Source organism: Lentzea sp. (assembly GCF_036380075.1).
GTDB lineage: Bacteria > Actinomycetota > Actinomycetes > Mycobacteriales > Pseudonocardiaceae > Lentzea.
In genome coordinates this window covers 1-16,115 of record NZ_DASVFL010000202.1, presented here as the reverse complement: position 1 = coordinate 16,115, position 16,115 = coordinate 1, and the positions used below count along the sequence as shown (strand labels likewise).

The 16,115-nt window shown below is 70.6% G+C and carries 14 protein-coding genes; 3 read left to right on the top strand and 11 right to left on the bottom strand.

Annotated elements, in window-relative coordinates; translation table 11 throughout:
* Nucleotides 1-1,086, top strand: a complete 1,086-nt coding sequence (locus VF330_RS22085; RefSeq protein WP_330853541.1) for an NADH-quinone oxidoreductase subunit D — start codon at nt 1-3, stop codon at nt 1,084-1,086.
* A gap of 6 nt (nt 1,087-1,092) precedes the next feature.
* Here the strand turns inward: VF330_RS22085 and VF330_RS22080 are convergent, their stop codons facing one another.
* From VF330_RS22080 to ftsH, 7 genes are read right to left on the bottom strand one after another with little or no spacing between them, the layout of a single operon-like run.
* The gene (locus tag VF330_RS22080; protein ID WP_330853540.1) at nt 1,093-2,601 is read right to left on the bottom strand and encodes a DUF6779 domain-containing protein; all 1,509 of its coding nucleotides are present in this window, start codon (nt 2,599-2,601) and stop codon (nt 1,093-1,095) included.
* Between the two features lie 36 nt (nt 2,602-2,637).
* On the bottom strand, nt 2,638-3,105 hold the full coding sequence (locus VF330_RS22075) for a DUF3180 domain-containing protein (protein WP_330853539.1): 468 nt from the start codon (nt 3,103-3,105) through the stop codon (nt 2,638-2,640).
* Complete coding sequence (gene folK, locus VF330_RS22070; RefSeq protein ID WP_330853538.1) at nt 3,102-3,596, bottom strand: 2-amino-4-hydroxy-6-hydroxymethyldihydropteridine diphosphokinase; 495 nt, start codon at nt 3,594-3,596, stop codon at nt 3,102-3,104. The genes VF330_RS22075 and folK overlap by 4 nt, the downstream gene beginning before the upstream one ends.
* Nucleotides 3,593-3,988, bottom strand: coding sequence for a dihydroneopterin aldolase (folB, locus tag VF330_RS22065; protein ID WP_330853537.1), 396 nt, complete (start codon nt 3,986-3,988; stop codon nt 3,593-3,595). Before folB ends, folK begins: the two co-directional genes overlap by 4 nt.
* Nucleotides 3,981-4,766: a dihydropteroate synthase gene (folP, locus tag VF330_RS22060; RefSeq protein ID WP_330853555.1), complete on the bottom strand. Its 786-nt coding sequence runs from the start codon at nt 4,764-4,766 to the stop codon at nt 3,981-3,983. The genes folB and folP overlap by 8 nt, the downstream gene beginning before the upstream one ends.
* 32 nt (nt 4,767-4,798) lie before the next feature.
* Entirely contained in the window at nt 4,799-5,446 is a 648-nt protein-coding gene (gene folE, locus VF330_RS22055) for a GTP cyclohydrolase I FolE (RefSeq protein WP_330853536.1), read from the bottom strand.
* Nucleotides 5,443-7,632 (bottom strand): ATP-dependent zinc metalloprotease FtsH, encoded by a 2,190-nt coding sequence (ftsH, locus tag VF330_RS22050; protein WP_330853535.1) that lies wholly within the window; start codon nt 7,630-7,632, stop codon nt 5,443-5,445. Before ftsH ends, folE begins: the two co-directional genes overlap by 4 nt.
* Before the next feature lie 327 nt (nt 7,633-7,959).
* On the opposite strand from ftsH, the gene VF330_RS22045 reads away from it, so the two are divergent.
* Entirely contained in the window at nt 7,960-9,657 is a 1,698-nt protein-coding gene (locus VF330_RS22045; RefSeq protein ID WP_330853534.1) for a substrate-binding and VWA domain-containing protein, read from the top strand.
* A gap of 404 nt (nt 9,658-10,061) precedes the next feature.
* Here VF330_RS22045 and hpt read toward each other — a convergent pair whose 3' ends face one another.
* Genes hpt through dacB form a run of 4 tightly spaced genes read right to left on the bottom strand, consistent with a single transcriptional unit; the run spans nt 10,062 to nt 14,755 of the window.
* Nucleotides 10,062-10,610 carry a hypoxanthine phosphoribosyltransferase gene (gene hpt / locus VF330_RS22040; RefSeq protein WP_330853533.1) on the bottom strand — a complete coding sequence of 183 codons (549 nt, stop codon included), beginning with the start codon at nt 10,608-10,610 and terminating at the stop codon, nt 10,062-10,064.
* 17 nt (nt 10,611-10,627) lie between these two features.
* On the bottom strand, nt 10,628-11,539 hold the full coding sequence (tilS, locus tag VF330_RS22035) for a tRNA lysidine(34) synthetase TilS (RefSeq protein WP_330853532.1): 912 nt from the start codon (nt 11,537-11,539) through the stop codon (nt 10,628-10,630).
* Nucleotides 11,536-12,579 (bottom strand): zinc-dependent metalloprotease, encoded by a 1,044-nt coding sequence (locus VF330_RS22030; protein WP_330853531.1) that lies wholly within the window; start codon nt 12,577-12,579, stop codon nt 11,536-11,538. Before VF330_RS22030 ends, tilS begins: the two co-directional genes overlap by 4 nt.
* A 28-nt stretch (nt 12,580-12,607) precedes the next feature.
* Nucleotides 12,608-14,755: a D-alanyl-D-alanine carboxypeptidase/D-alanyl-D-alanine endopeptidase gene (gene dacB, locus VF330_RS22025; RefSeq protein WP_330853530.1), complete on the bottom strand. Its 2,148-nt coding sequence runs from the start codon at nt 14,753-14,755 to the stop codon at nt 12,608-12,610.
* A 123-nt stretch (nt 14,756-14,878) separates the two neighbouring features.
* Between dacB and VF330_RS22020 the strand changes: the two genes are divergently transcribed.
* On the top strand, nt 14,879-15,385 hold the full coding sequence (locus tag VF330_RS22020) for an inorganic diphosphatase (protein WP_330853529.1): 507 nt from the start codon (nt 14,879-14,881) through the stop codon (nt 15,383-15,385).
* Nucleotides 15,386-16,115: the final 730 nt, after the last annotated feature.

The following is a 16,115-nucleotide window of genomic DNA, read 5'->3' as shown; positions in this document are numbered from 1 at the left end:
GTGAGCGAGCAGATCACCGTCGGCGTAGGAGCAGGCGCCCAGTACCTGGGCGTGGACCGCGTGATCGACCTGGGCCCGTTGCACCCGTCGGCCCACGGCGCCTACCGCCTGCGCCTGACCGTCACGCCGGACCTGGTGATCACCGCGGCCGAGCCGCTCGTCGGGCACCTGCACCGCGGCGCCGAGAAGCTCTTCGAGGTGCGCGACTACCGGCAGGTCCTCACGCTCGCCAACCGGCACGACTGGCTGTCCGCCTTCTGCAACGAGCTGGCCGTGGCGCTGGCCGTCGAGCGCATGACGGGCATGGACGTCCCCGCACGGGCCCAATGGCTGCGCGTGCTGCTGTGCGAACTCAATCGGCTGATGGCGCACATGGTGTTCCTGACACCGTTGTCCCCCAACGCCGCGACCTACCGCGAGGGCGTCCAAGCCCTGATGGAGGAGGCGTCCGGCGGCCGGATCCACTTCATGTTCAACAGGATCGGCGGCCTGCGCGAGGACGTGCCGGCCGGCTGGACGGGCAGGGTCGCCGAATTCCTGTCCACTGTGGACGTCAACACCCTGGAGATCGACTTCAGCGGGCTCGAGGGGCTCGGCGTCCTGAGCGAGGACGACGCGCTCGCCTACGGTGTCACCGGGCCGATCGGGCGGGCCAGCGGCGTGGACTTCGACCTGCGGCGCGACGACCCGTTGCCGGCCTACAAGGCCCTGGACGTGACCCCGGTGGTCCGCACCGAGGGCGACGCCGCGGCACGGGTGCGCAACCTCCTCGACGAGGTGCGGCTGTCGACGGAGCTGGCGACGGCGTGCCTGGACCAGCTGCCGGCGGGACCGGTGAACGTGCGGCTGCCCAAGGCCATCAAGGCGCCCGAGGGTTCGGTCTACACGCGTGTCGAGGCGCCGTTGGGGACGTCCGGAGTGCACTTGTCGTCACGGGGCGAGAAGACGCCGTGGCGGCTCAAGCTGCGCACGCCGTCGTTCAACAACGTTCAGGCGTTGTCGGCGCTGCTGCCCGGCACGAAGGTGGACGACCTGCCGGGCGTGCTGAGCTCGTTCGCCGTCATCGTCGGCGACATCGACAAGTAGCGGGACCTAGTCGTCGCGGCGGCGACGGCGGCGCGGTGCGTCGCCTCCGCCCAGGGACGCCAGCAGCTCGCTCACCGACTTGCCGTCCGCGTGCGCGCCCGACGGGTCTTCCGGGGCCGCGCGGCGGCCGGTGCCGGACGACACCACGGGCAGGCGCGTGGAGGAGTCCTCGGCCACCCGGCGGCCGGACACCGGGGGCTCGTCCGCGACGGAACGACGGCCCGGCGCGACCACCGGCAGGCGGGCCGACGACTGCTCCGAGGCAGAGCGGCGGCCGACGGGCGGCAGCGACACCAGCGAGTCCTCGGACTTCGTGCGGCGGGCCGGGGGCTCCTCGGAACGCCTGCGGCCACCGGCGGCGGGGCTGTCCGGCTTGATCGTCTCCCACGAGCCGCTGTCCTGGACGGGCGCGGGTGCGGCGGGGGCAGGACGGTCGTCGGCGCGGCGGCGGCCACCACCGGCCTGCTGCAACGACTTCGGGTCGATCATCGCGGTCCGCTCGGCGACGCGGGACCGGGGCTGTTCGGGCTTGCGGGCCTCCACCGGCTTCACGACGGGCGCCTTCGGCGGCTGCTCCGGTCGCGCCAGCGCCTCGGTCCGGTTGTTCACCGGGGGCTGGGCCGGCGGGCGCTGCACCCGTTCGGTGCGCTGCACCTGTGCCTGTGCCTGTGCCTGGACGGGCGGGGCCTTCACGGTCGGCGGGGGCACCGGAGCGGGCTTGGCGCCGCCGAGCCTGGCCGACACCGCCGCGGCGGCGGACGTGCGGGGCTGCGGGCGGACCGGTTCCTGCTTCGCGGCCTTCACGGGCTCGCGGCGGGCCACAGCCGGCTGCGGGCGCGGTGAGGCGCGGGTGGGTTCGGGGCGGGCCGGTTCGGGACGGGCGGGCTCGCGGCGCGGCGGCTGCACCTTGGCCTCGTGGGCGACGCGTTCGATCAGCTCGGTGCGCTCGGACGGCTTCTCCGGCGGCACCGACGACGCGGAGATCGCGTTGATGATCCGCTTCTCGGCACCCGTCGTCAGGCGGGCCGCGTCCGAGGCGAGGGCGCGCAGCCTGGTCGACTCGGCGCGCAGCGCGACGCGTTCGACGAGGACGTCGCCGCCCAGCAACGCCTGGAGGTTGTCGCGCAGGGCGTGTAGGTCGGCCCGCAACGCCTCGATGTCCGCGCGGGACTCCTCCTCGATGCGCTTGCGCGTCTCGGACTCGATCTCCAGCTCGTACTCGCGCCGGGCCGCGACCTCGCGCTCGAGCTCGAGCTCGTAGACGGACTGGAGGTCGGCCACCTCGTCGTCACGTTCAGTGACCTGACGGCGGTACCTGGCGGCCAGGAAAGCACCCACCAGTGCTGCCCACAGAGCAGCGACCACGGCCAGACGCAGCATGCGGGCGCTGTCGCTCAGCACGAGCACCGCCGCGGCCACGAGGGCGAGCGCCAATGCCGCTACTAAGAGCAACCGCCCGGAGCCACGACCGTGATCTTCCTGCTCGTCGTCGATCGACGCGCCTCGCCCGGTCATGCGCACTACGGTACCGCGTAGTTATGGGACTGAGACCTACGGCCGGGTATCTATCTCGTTTCCGGCACCGTCATTGGGCGTCTTGCAGCAGTGCTCCAGCCACAGCGCCGCCGCCGTCAGCAGTAGCGCCGAGACCACCCCGACGACCGCCGCCACCAGGTCGTTCGAGGCGGCGGGGAACGAGTCGCGGACGGGGATCACGAAGATCAGCAACCCGGCCCAGGCGCCGAACATCAAAGCACCCAAAACGGACGAAGCCTTTGCCAATGCGACCGCTCGCGCGGCGGTCAGCGGCTGCACCGGACGAGCTCCGGCGCGGCGCTGGATCCTGGCGCGCAACGAGAACGCGAACACGGCCTCCACGACCGCGATGACGAACAGCGTCGACCCGGCCAGGACGGGCAACGGCGGCAGTGAGTCGTACGAGAGCCGCAGCAGCAGGTGCGCCAGGATCCCGGCGATGATCGCGACGGCCACGAGGTCGCGGGGTTGGGTGAACCTCACGAGTCCATCCAACCCGAAAGCACGAGATCGTCGCGCCGCCGCACACCGTCCGAAGAGAACTCCAGCGCCGCAACGGGTCCGCGGCCGGGCAGAACCGCATCAGGCTCCACGTCGAGCCACGGGATGATGACCGTCGCACGCTCAAATGCCCCAGGATGCGGCAGGAGCAGCTCCGGGTGGTCCGAGGTCACCCCGTCCACCGAAACCACGTCCACGTCCAGCGTGCGGGGTCCCCAGCGCTTCTCCCGCACGCGCCCGGCGGCGTTCTCCAGCGCCTGACCGCGGCGCAGCCAGCCCCACTCGTCGACGTCGTCCGCGGAGACGACCACGACGGCGTTGAGGAAGTCCGGCTGGTCCTCGACGCCCCACGCCGCCGTCTCGTAGACGGGCGACACCGCGACGACGAACGGCCGCAACCCGTCCACCGCGGACTGGAGGAACGCGAGGCGGTCACCGAGGTTGGAGCCGAGCGAGAGGACCGCGCGGGTCACCGGGATTCCTTGGGGGGCAACGGCGCTGCCAGCCGGCGGGAGCGGCGGATCGTCACCGACACGTCGTCGAACGTCAGCGGGATCGGCGCGGACGGCTTGTGCACCGTCACTTCGGCCGCGTGCAGCCGCGTGTCCTTCATGGCCTCGTCGGCGATGCGCCCGGCCACCGCCTCGATCAGGTCGTACGGTTCGCCGGCGACGATCGCCGCGGCCATCTCCGCGAGCTCGCCGTAGTGGTAGGTCTCCGCGAGCGAGTCCGTGCGGGACGCCGACGAGAGGTCCAGCCACAGCGTGATGTCGACGACGAACTCCTGCCCGTCGCGCTTCTCGTGCTCGAAGACGCCGTGGTGGCCGCGCACCCGCAGGCCCGTCAACGCGATCCGGTCAGCCATGTCCCCGCCTCCACGCACCGGCGACGGCGACCGCGTCCAGCGTCCGGTCGACGTCGTGCACCCGCACACCCCACGCACCGTTGAACGCGGCCAGCGCGGACACCGCCGCGGTCGCGTCCTCCCTGCCGTCCGGCGGACGGCCGCCGAGCAACGTGCCGAGGAAGCGTTTGCGCGACGCCCCCACCAGCACCGGGAAGCCCAGCTCGACCAGCTCGTCCAGGCGCTGCAACAGCTCCCAGTTGTGGTCGCCGAGCTTCGCGAAACCGAGGCCGGGGTCGAGCACGATCGACGACTCCGCGACGCCCGCGGCCATCGCGGTCTCGACGCGCTGCAAAAGCTCGTCGCGCACGTCGCTCACCACGTCGTCGTAGCGCGCCAACGAGTCCATCTCCGTGCTGTGCCCACGCCAGTGCATCAGCACGTACGGCACGCCGGCGTCGGCGACGACCTTCGCCATCTCCGGGTCGGCCAGGCCGCCGGACACGTCGTTCACGATCGACGCGCCCGCCTCCAGCGCCGCCGCGGCGACGGCGGCGCGCATCGTGTCCACGCTGACCGGCACACCCTCGGAGACCAGCGCGCGGATCACCGGTGCGACGCGGGCGATCTCCTCGTCGGGGTCGACGCGCTCGGCGCCGGGCCTCGTCGACTCGCCGCCCACGTCGATCAGGTCGGCGCCGCGCTCGAACATCTCGACGCCGTGCGCGACCGCGTCCCGCCGGTCGAGGTAGCGGCCGCCGTCGGAGAACGAGTCGGGCGTCACGTTGAGCACGCCCATCACGGCGCAGCGGCCGGGCCGGGGCAGGCCGGTCACCGCGTCCGGCCCTTGATCAGCTCGATCGCCTCCGCCCGCGTGGACGCGGACGTGCGCAGCAACCCGCGCACCGCCGAGGTCGTCGTGCGCGAACCGGGCTTGCGCACACCGCGCATGCCCATGCACAGGTGCTCGGCCTCGACCACGACGATCACGCCGCGCGGTTCGAGCTTGCGCACCAGCGCGTCCGCGACCTGCGACGTCAGCCGCTCCTGCACCTGCGGCCGCTTCGAGTAGAGGTCGACGAGCCGCGCGAGCTTCGACAGGCCCGTGACGCGGCCCTTCTCGTTCGGGATGTACCCGACGTGCGCGACGCCGTGGAACGGCAGCAGGTGGTGCTCGCAGAAGCTGAACATCGGGATGTCCGTGACGAGGACGAGCTCCTCGTGGCTCTCGTCGAACGTCTTGGCCAGCACGGCGTCCGCGTCGGTGTAGAGGCCTGCGAACAACTCCCGGTAGGCCCGCGCCACCCGTGCGGGTGTCTCGAGCAGACCCTCGCGCTCCGGGTCCTCACCGCACGCGATCAGCAGCTCGCGCACCGCGGCCTCGGCCCGCGCCTGGTCGAAGACCCGTCGCGCGGAGACGCCGGCCTCCCCGTGGTGGGTGAGGCCGGCGTCTCCGTCGAGCTGGTGTTGCTCGGTCACTGCCGCTCGTCCTGGTCGGGCTGCGGCTTCTTCGGCTCCCAGACGTTGTGCGGCTTGCCGCCGGGAACGGTCGCCGGGGTCCATCCGGGCGGGGCGCCGTAGTTCGGCGGACCCGACTGGTTGGCCGGCTGGCCGGGCTGGTGCACGCCGTTCGTGCCGTTCTGCGCGGGCAGCTGCTCGGTGGGCGGCTCCGAGGCGGAGGCGTCCTCCTGCTTCAGCTCCTCCTCGATCGCGTCCTCGACGACGGGCGGCCACGGCTCGCCGCGTTCCTTGGCGAGCTCGCCGGGGGTCTTGACCGGCGGGATGTCGGACGGCGTGCGGTCACCGAAGTCGTTGAACTGGGTGATGCGCGGCCGCTTCTCGACGCGGGCGAAGATCCGCTCCAGGTCCTTCTGGTGCAGGGTCTCCTTGTCGATCAGCTCGAGCGTGAGGTCGTCGAGGACGTCGCGGTAGGTGTTGAGCACCTCGTACGCCTCGGTGTGCGCGGCCTCGATGAGCTTGCGCACTTCCTCGTCGATCTCGTGCGCGACCTCCAGCGAGTAGTCCGCCTGGCGGCCGGCCGAGCGCCCGAGGAACGGCTCGCCCTGCTCCTGCCCGTACTTCACGGCGCCGAGCCTCGCGCTCATGCCGTACTCGGTGACCATCGCGCGGGCGATCTTCGTCGCCTGCTCGATGTCGTTGGACGCACCCGTCGTGGGCTCGTGGAACACGAGCTCCTCGGCGGACCGGCCACCCAGTGCGAACACCAGTCGCGCGATCATCTCGGACCTGGTCATCAGGTCCTTGTCCTCTTCCGGCACCGAGAGGGTGTGGCCGCCGGTGCGGCCGCGGGCGAGGATCGTGACCTTGTAGACCGGGTCGATGTCCGGCATCGCCCACGCGGCCAGGGCGTGCCCGGCCTCGTGGTACGCGGTGATCTTCTTCTCCTTCTCGGAGATGATCCGGCTCTTGCGGGCCGGACCGCCGATCACGCGGTCCACCGACTCCTCGAGGGCGCCGGCGGTGATGGTGTTGCCGTTCTGGCGCGCCGTGAGCAGTGCCGCCTCGTTGATGACGTTCGCGAGGTCGGCGCCGGAGAACCCGACGGTGCGCTTCGCGAGTCCGTCGAGGTCGGCGTCCGCGGCGAGCGGCTTGCCCTTCGAGTGCACCCGGAGGATCTGCTTGCGGCCCTTCAGGTCCGGTGCGGACACCGGGATCTGGCGGTCGAAGCGGCCGGGGCGCAGCAGCGCGGGGTCGAGGATGTCGGGGCGGTTCGTCGCCGCGATCAGGATGATCCCGCCGCGCGAGTCGAAGCCGTCCATCTCGACGAGCAGCTGGTTGAGGGTCTGCTCGCGCTCGTCGTGACCTCCGCCGAGGCCGGCGCCGCGGTGGCGGCCGACCGCGTCGATCTCGTCGACGAAGATGATGCACGGCGCGTTCTGCTTGGCCTGCTCGAACAGGTCGCGCACACGCGAGGCACCGACACCTACGAACATCTCGACGAAGTCCGAACCGGAGATCGAGTAGAACGGCACCCCGGCCTCACCGGCGACGGCCCTGGCGAGCAGCGTCTTGCCGGTTCCCGGCGGGCCGTACAGCAGCACGCCCTTCGGGATCTTCGCCCCGAGCGCCTGGTAGCGGCCGGGGTTCTGGAGGAAGTCCTTGATCTCCTCGAGCTCCTCGACGGCCTCCTCGGCACCGGCGACGTCGGCGAACGTCGTCTTCGGCATGTCCTTCGACAGCTGCTTCGCCTTGGACTTGCCGAAGTTGAGGACGCGGTTACCCCCGCCCTGGGCGTTGTTCATCATCCACATGAGCAGCAGCAACAGCAGGCCGAGCGGCACGAGGTAGATCAAGATCTGCATCAGGATGGACTCCTGGCTGACCTTGGTCTCGACGGTCGGCTTGTTGCCGGCCTGGTCGAGGACGTTGAAGATCTCGTCCGTCGCACTGGCCGGGTACTGCGTGATCAGGCGGTTGCTGCCCTCGAACGAGGCCCCGTCCTTGAGGGTGAGTCGGAGACGCTGCTCCTTGTCCTCGATCGTGGCTTCCTTGACGTTGCCCTCGCGGACTTGCGCGAGAGCTTGGGAAGTCTTGACCTGGTGGTAGCCCCGTGAGTCGTCGAAGAGCACGGTGAAGACGAAGTAGAGCAGCAACACCGCAGCGATCCACAGCAGCGGGTTGCGAAGCAGGCGCTTGCGGTCCATGCACTTACGGCCGGCGGGCGGCCTCGACCCTCCCTGACTTGCGCGTCGGGCAGTGGAAGACCCACATACCGCGTCCGACCAGCCTACCGCCCGCTGGTCGGGTACTGAGCAACCAACGGGCGGGGACGGTTCCGGGTTCCCACCCGTGACCCCCGCCACGCATGTTCACGCAGTTTGGTTCATCCGGAACAAATACCGCCGTCCAGACGAGTGACGCAGGTCACGCCATCTCATTACGTTTGTGGGTCACATGTCATCCTCATTCCTCCCCCGAGTGTTTCCCCGCCACTCGAAAGAGTGAACACGTGACCGAAGGTAAGTAACTGTATGTCAGCACGTCACACCTCCCCCGGCTTGTTCCGGCGGGTGGCCCTCCCCGTGGGCGCCCTGCTCGGAGTGGTCGCGGCGGCAGGCGTCACAGTTGTGGCACTGCGTGTCACCAGTGGTGCCGACTGCTCCGGCGCACTGCCGCTGAAGGTCGCCGTCACCCCCGCCGCCCTGGACGTGGTGAACGGGGCCGCCCAGGACTACCAGCGGTCGCAGCCGGTCGTGAAGGGCCGGTGCGTCCAGGTCCAGGTCGAGTCGCGCAACGCGGCCGACGTGGCCAACGAGCTGCCGACCGCGCAGATCAACCCGCACTCCCTGTGGATCCCCGACTCGTCGATGTGGGCCGCGGAGGCGCAGCGCCAGTCGGCCGAGACCGGTCCGGAGGCCCCGAAGCTGGACATCAAGCCCTCGCTGGCGTCCAGCCCGCTGGTGATGGCCGGCTCCCAGCAGGCCATGTCCAAGATCGGCTTCCCGGTCCAGCCCGTCTCGTGGTCGAAGGTCGTCGACCCGCGCGTGCAGATCTCGATGAGCGACCCGACGATGACGTCGGAGGGCCTCGCCTCCCTGTTCGTGATCCGCACCCTGCTCGGCAACGCGGACGGCACCCCGAAGCCGGAGCTCGTCGGCACCCTGCTGCGCGTGGGCCGCAGCGCCGTCCCGTCGGTCCGCGACTCGTTCGGCAAGGTCACCACCGACGCGGACAAGGCCCCGCTCTTCGCCGCCACCGAGCAGTCCGTCGTGGCGAACAACCGGTCGGTGAAGGACAACGTGGTCGTGGGCGCCCCGCCGAAGGAGGGCACGCTCTCGTTCGACTACCCGCTGGTCCGCGTCTCCCGCGCGAACGAGCCGGAGGGCATCGGCGAGGCGGCGGCGGAGTTCGAGAAGGTCCTGCGCTCGGCCGACACCTCCAAGCGCTTCGGCGAGGCGGGCTTCCGCACCGTCCAGGGCGCCGCGCCGGCCAAGTGGTCGACCGACGTCGAGGGCGTGCAGGCGGGCGACGTGAAGCTGATCGAGACCCCGAACGCCGACCAGGTGTCGGAGCTGCTGCGCACCTGGGGCGCCATCAGCCTCGACATGCGCATGCTGACCGTCATCGACGTCTCCGGCTCGATGATCGAGAAGAGCGGCAACGGCAAGACCCGCATCGAGGCGGCCACCGAGGCCTCGATGACCGCGCTCTCGATGCTGCCGGACACCACCCAGATCGGCCTGTGGGCGTTCTCGACCGACAAGAAGCCGCCGAACGACTGGATCGAACTGGTCCCGATCGGCCCGCTGGGCGAACCCCTGGCAGGCGTGGCGAGGCGCAAGCGCCTGGAGGCGGGCGCCTCGCAGCTGACGAACATCGTCGGCGGCGGCACCGCGCTGAACGACACGACCCTGGCGGCGTTCCGGCACGTCCTGGCGGGCTACGACGCGTCGAAGGTCAACTCCGTCGTCCTGATGACCGACGGCCGCAACGACGACATCTCGTCGATCGACACGGCCGCACTGATCGAGACCCTGAAGCGGGAGTCCGACCCCGCCAAGCCGGTGCCGATCATCATGGTCGGACTGGGCGACGAGGTGGACATGGACGCGCTCCGCTCGATCTCCGCGGCCACCGGCGGCAAGGCCTACCAGGCCAAGAACCCGGAGGACATCCGCGGCGTGCTGCTGGACGCGGTGTCACAGCGGCGCTGCCGCCCGAACTGCTGATCCCGCTTTCACACGGCGAACGCCGGGTCTCCCGCAGGGGAGGCCCGGCGTTTCGTTTCTCAGCCGATGCCGAAGGCGAGCGACCTCCAACGCGATGCCGAAGGCGAGCCGTCTTTCCTTACGCCGACAAGAGCCGGTGAACCCACCCGCTTGTGCGATTGGGGCTTGACTTTGGGTGCGAGGTGCTACCCCTCTCGGGCTCGGCCGGTCGCGAAGCGTCCGGCCGTTTTCCGGCCGACCACAGCACCTCGCAAGGGCCCCGAAGTCAAGCCCCAATCGCTATCGACGCGCCAGCGGCGATGAACACCTCTAATTCGTCCGGGGGTGCACGCCCACGCTGGAACAGGCACAGGGACAACGCAACAAGACCACGCTGGAACTCGCCCGGCGGCTCGAACGAACCGTCAGTTCGAATAAACCTTCGGGTCCAACGTCCCGATGTAGGGCAGGTCCCGGTACCGCTCCGCGTAGTCCAGCCCGTACCCGACGACGAACTCGTTGGGGATGTCGAACCCGACGTACTTCACCGGCACCTCGACCTTCACCGCGTCGGGCTTGCGCAGCAGGGTGCACACCTGCAGCGACCGGGGCCGGCGCGACTGCAGGTTCTTCAGCAGCCACGACAGCGTGAGTCCGGAGTCGATGATGTCCTCGACGATCACCACGTTGCGGTCGGCGATGTCGCGGTCCAGGTCCTTCAGGATCCGCACCACGCCGGAGGACGACGTGGAGGAGCCGTAGGACGAAACGGCCATGAACTCGAGCTGCACCGGGACGGGCAGCGCGCGGGCGAGGTCGGCCATGAACATCACGGCGCCCTTGAGCACGGTGATCAGCACGAGGTCGGAGTCACCTTCTGGGTGATCAGCCGCGACCTGCTCGGCGAGCTCGGTGACCTTGTCGCTGATCTCCTGCTCGGTGATGAGCACGGATGCGATGTCGCCGTCGTACACGGACAGGTCCCCTCTGCTTAAGACTGTGGTTCCACAACGAGCCTGCCATGCGCGCGGCTCGCGACAAAGCCGCCGGGTAGCCAGACACCGCCCTGACCGCGCCATTCACTCACCAGTGCGTCAACACGTCGCAGGTGCGAATCGGACAGTTCCGGCACGCCTTCGTCGATCAGCCACGATCTGAGCACTCTGCGTCGCAGCGCCACGGGCAATTCGGCTATGTCGTCGATGGCGCAGCAGTCGCCGCTGAAGGCCGCCGCGAGAGAGTCGAGTGCGTCACAGTCCTCGCGCAACTGTGCTGCCGTGCGTGCCAACGACGACGACACGCCGCCCTGCAACACGTCCTCCAGCAACGGCAGCACTTCCGAACGCAAGCGCACACGCGTGAACGACGGGTCGGTGTTGTGCGGGTCTTCCCACGCCTCGATGCCCTGCTCCACACACGCGGCACGGGTGACCGCCCGTGTGACGCCGAGCAGCGGACGGCCCCACGGCGGGTCGTACGCGCGCATTCCGGCTATCGAACGTGGACCGGAACCGCGGCCCAGGCCGAGCAGAACGGTCTCCGCCTGGTCGTCCAGGGTGTGGCCGAGCAGCACCACGCCCCGCGCCGGTCTCAGCGCCTCGTAACGGGCGTTGCGGGCCGCCGCCTCGGGACCGCCCGGTCCCTGCACGGACACCGCCTCCACGCGTGCGACGAGACCGAACTCGGCGCACTGGGCTGCCGCCCGCAGCGCCACCTCGGCCGAGCCGGGCTGCAACTGGTGGTCGACGACCACCGCGGACGCGCCGGGCAGCAGCCGTCCCACGCAGGCGGCCAGCGCCAGGGAGTCGGCGCCGCCGGAGACCGCGACGGTCACGGCGTCCGGGCGGACCTCGTCGAGGAACCTCCTGACGGCCGTCCTGATCTCGGCGACCGGTCCGTTCACGGGGCCACGCGGCGCAGCCAGCCCATGGGTTCGGCGATCTCCGCGCGGGTCGGCAGGGTGTCCGCGGACGTCCAGATCGCGTTGAAGCCGTCCATGCCGACGCGTTCGACGACGTACTCGGTGAACCGGGCGCCCTCCTCGTACTGGCGCACCTTCGCCTCGACGCCCAGCAGCGTCCGCAGGATCCGGTCGAGCAGGCCACCGCCCTTGCGGCGAGCGGTGAACCGGCCGCGGATCGTCGAGACGGACGGCACCACGCTCGGGCCCACCGCGTCCATCACGTGGTCCGCGTGGCCTTCGAGCAAAGTGGACAGTGCGACCAGCCGGTCCAGCACGGCCTTCTGCTGCGGCGACTGGATGAGGTCGACCAGCCCCATCGGGCCGTCGCCCTCGCGCAGCTTCTGCCGGAAGTCGCGGATCACCTCGGGCAGCGGCGCCCGCTCCTCGTCCATTGAGGACAGCAGCGCGGTGACCTGGTCGGAGAAGTACCGGCGCAGCCACGGCACGCCGGTGAACTGGAGGCGGTGCGTGCACTCGTGCAGGCACACCCACATGCGGAAGTCGTCGTCGGGGACGTCCAGGGCCTGTTGCGCGCCAACGATGTTCGGCGCCACGAGCAGCAGGCGCCCGGCGAGCTGGTCTTCCGGTCCGAACGGGTCGTACTGGCCGAGCACCCGCGAGGACAGGAACGCCATCACGATCCCGGCCTGCACACCGGCCGTGCCCGCGAGGATGCTCGCCATCGGACCGCTCGGACGCGTCATCGCGGGCCCGGTCAGCGCCGCCAGTCCCTGCGCGGCGGCCTTCACCCACGCGGGGCGGTCCACGACCTCGCCCGGCAGCAGCGGCAGCCCCTGGCCCAGCCCCGTCAGCTCTCTGACGTGGACCTCGGCCTGCGGAGCGAGCTCGCGCAGCCTGCCGACGACGTGGTCGGCCTCGTCCTTGCCGATCACCGGCCCTGGTCGCACGAGACGCACGGCGGTCGAAACCGCCAGGTCCCAGTCCACCGGGCCGAGCTCTGCCTCCGTCGCGCCGTTCACGGTTCCGACGCTACCTGCGCACGACCCGCTACGAACAGCCACAGCCTCGCAACGCAGCGGCCATCACGTCGAGCGCGGGGCGCACCTCGGTCTCCGGGTTGCCGCCGCTCGCGGACATGAACGCGAACACCAGCACCCGCCCGTCGACGTCGACGACCACGCCCGCGAGCGCGTTGACGCCGGTGAGCGTGCCGGTCTTGGCCCGCACCCAGCCCCTGCCGTTCGCCGAGCTGCCCGTGTAGCGACCGGCGAGCGTGCCGCTGCCGCCCGCGACCGGCAACGCCGTCAACAGTGGACGCAGCTTCGCGGTGCGCTGGTCGTCCAGCGTGGGCTTGGCGGCCGCGGTGAGGACGTCGGTGAGGAGCTTGGCCGGGATCTTGTTCGTCGCGGAGAGCCCGCTGCCGTCCACGAAGGTCGCGCCGGTGAGGTCGAACCCGTTCTTGGTGAGGACGTCCCGCACGGCCTTGACGCCGCCCGCGAACGACGGCTCGTTGCCGGACTTGATCGCGATCTCGCGGGCGACCGCCTCGGTGAGGACGTTGTCGGAGATCTGCATCATGTTGTCGACGAGCTGCTCGACCGGCGCGGACTTGATCTCGCCCAGCACCTGCGCACCGGCCGGAGCAGCACCCGCGGTGGCACCGGGAGCGCCGATGCGCTGAGCGAACGCGTCGGCCGCCGCCTGGCCGGGGCTGCCGGTGCGGGCGCCGTTGACGTTGGCCTGGTCGACCCGGCCGCCGTCGAGCATGAACGGCACGATCGGCGCGACCGAGCCGCCGCCGATGTCGGCCTGCTCCCACTGCGGCCCGAGCGCCTCGCCGGTGTAGCGGCTGAGGTCGAACAGGACCTTGGTGACCGGGCCCTTCTGCTTGACCTGGTTGACCAGGTCGTCGAGCGTCGCGGCGCCGGGGTAGACGGACCTGCCGGGCACGCCGGAGATCGTCGGGTCGCCACCGCCGACGATCACGACGGTACCGGGCTCAGCGCCCTGGACGACCTTGGTGCTCAGCTGGTCGGTCCGGTCCAGGCTCAGCAGGGCAGCGGCCGCCGTGAGGATCTTGAGGCTCGACGCCGGGGTCGCGGGCGTCGTGTCCCCCTGCTGCCACAGCGGCGACCCGCTGGCGGGGTCGACGACGCTGCCGGTCAGCGTGCCGAGGACGCCGTTGCCCGCCGGACCGGTCAGCGCCTGCTTCACGCCCGCCGGCGACGGTGCCGGCGCACCCGCCGTCGCCGCCTTGACCAGCTGCTGGACGGCGGCCGGCGGCGCGGGCGGCCTGGTCTGGACGGCCTCGGTGCCGCCGAACTCGTTGACCGCGTAGACGGTGGCGCCCACCAGCGCCGCCACGACCAGCAGGCCGAGCACGACGACGAGGGCCTTGCGGCTCTTCCCCGGCTCGTCGTCGGCGAGCCTGTCCTCCGGCTCCTCGTCGTACCCGGTGACGGGCAGGTCCTGGGACCGCGGCTTCGGCGGCTCCGGCCGCTGAGGGGCGGGCCGCTGCTGCTCGAAGCGGGCGGGTTCCTGGCGCTGGAGCTGGTCGACCCGCACGGTCGCGATGGGCTGCGGTTCCTGGCGGGGAGGCTGCGGGCGCTGCTGCTGTTGCTGTTGCTGTTCGGGCCTCTGCTGGTCCTTGCGGGTCTGGTCCGGCGTGACCGGCTGGTCGAACCACGACTGGTTCGTCATCGGCAGCTGGTCGACACGCGCGGTCTTGGCGTTGGCGACGTCGGGCTTGGGCACGACGCGGGTCTGGTCGCCCCTCGGCTCGGCCACCGGCGGCTTCTCGCCGGCCTGGACCCGCACGGGCGTCGCTCGCGGCGGTTCGGTCGCGCCGAGGTCCACGGTCTTGCGCTCGGACTGCGGGACCTGCCGAGGTTGGCCGACTTCTGGACCAATCGTGCCGTGAGACTTCCCACCACCCGACGCGCCGGAAGACCCGCCGGGACCTCTCTGCGGACCTCCGGGACCCTTCGCTCCACCCGGACCGCCGACGGGCACGACGCGGACGGGCGACGAGCGCAACGGCTCCCGTGTGGACGGTGTCGACAGCACGGACGCCAACGGGAACCGCATCGTCGGCTGGTCCACCGACGGGCGGCTGACCTGCACCGTCGCCTCGGAGGACGCACCGGCTGACTCGGCGTCGTCGTCCTCGGTCGGCCACTGGGGCTCGTCCGGCAAGAGGACCTCCGTCTGCTCGGTACGGGCAATCTCACACCCTCGAGCCGCCGCTCCGATGAGGGTTGACAGGGCGTCGTGGTCCACACTAGTGGGGTCACGAATGGGCTACATGAGCGAGGACCAGTGGAGTTCGACGTCCTGATCGAGATCCCCAAGGGCGTGCGCAACAAGTACGAGGTGGACCACAAGTCTGGTCGCATCCGCCTCGACCGCACGTTGTTCACGTCGACGCAGTACCCCGCCGACTACGGGTTCATCGAGAACACCCTGGGTGAGGACGGCGACCCCCTGGACGCCCTCGTCCTCGTCCAGGAGCCGACGTTCCCCGGCTGCCTGATCGCGGCCCGCGCCATCGGCATGTTCCGCATGACGGACGAGAAGGGCGGCGACGACAAGGTTCTGTGCGTCCCGGCCTTCGACCCGCGGCACGAGCACCTGCGCGACATCCACCACCTGGCGGAGTTCGACCGCCTGGAGATCCAGCACTTCTTCGAGGTCTACAAGGACCTGGAGCCGGGCAAGAGCGTCGAGGGCGCGACCTGGGTGGGCCGCACCGAGGCCGAGGCCGAGATCAAGCGCTCCTACCAGCGCCTGAAGGACGCCGAGGCGCGGGGCGAGACGTTCCACTGAGGCGTGCGCACCAGGGCCGTCCCCGCCGTTGGGGGACGGCCCTTTGTCGTTCCGGGACTGCCTGCCGGGAGGCGCCGCCGGTGGGTGCTCGGGGATCAGCAGGCTCACGCAGGGGTCCCCTCGCGTTTTGGCTCCCCCGCGACCCAACGTACTCAGCAGGTCTGACACTCCGACCCAGCCAGGAACAGCTAGGCGCGGTCCTACCGGCCAACTCCTCAAGCGATGCCGAAGGCGAGCCGTACAAACCCCGCGCTTCCAAGCGATGCCGAAGGCGAGCCGTCTTTTCCTTGCGCCGATCAGAGCCGGTGAACCCACCCGTTCTTGTGCGATTGGGGCTTGACTTTGGGTGCGAGGTGCTACCCCTCTCGGGCTCGGCCGGTCGCGAAGCGTCCGGCCTTTTCCGGCCGACCACAGCGCCTCGCAAGGGCCCCGAAGTCAAGCCCCAATCGCGGATCGTCGCGCAGCGGCGATGCCACCCCGATCTTTCGTCCGGGGGTGCATGACCACGCTGGAACAGGAACCGACGCACGGCCAACGCAACCACGCCGGAACCCACCACGCCCAAAAAACGAAAAGGGCCGCCCCACCGGGGACGACCCTTCCGCAACTCAACCGAACTCAGTGAATGGCCACAGCCTCAGCGTCAGCCACCCGCTCAAGCCCGGACTTGGTCGAAAGCGGCTTCTCGCGCAAGAACCAAACCAGCACGAACGCGGCCACCATGACGATC

Bases quoted from the DNA above. Each gene is read 5' to 3' on its own strand.
- ftsH (WP_330853535.1), bottom strand. From the start codon at position 7,632: ATGGACCGCAAGCGCCTGCTTCGCAACCCGCTGCTGTGGATCGCTGCG.
- VF330_RS22045 (WP_330853534.1), top strand. From the start codon at position 7,960: ATGTCAGCACGTCACACCTCCCCCGGCTTGTTCCGGCGGGTGGCCCTC.
- folP (WP_330853555.1), bottom strand. From the start codon at position 4,766: ATGGGCGTGCTCAACGTGACGCCCGACTCGTTCTCCGACGGCGGCCGC.
- VF330_RS22080 (WP_330853540.1), bottom strand. From the start codon at position 2,601: ATGACCGGGCGAGGCGCGTCGATCGACGACGAGCAGGAAGATCACGGT.
- folB (WP_330853537.1), bottom strand. From the start codon at position 3,988: ATGGCTGACCGGATCGCGTTGACGGGCCTGCGGGTGCGCGGCCACCAC.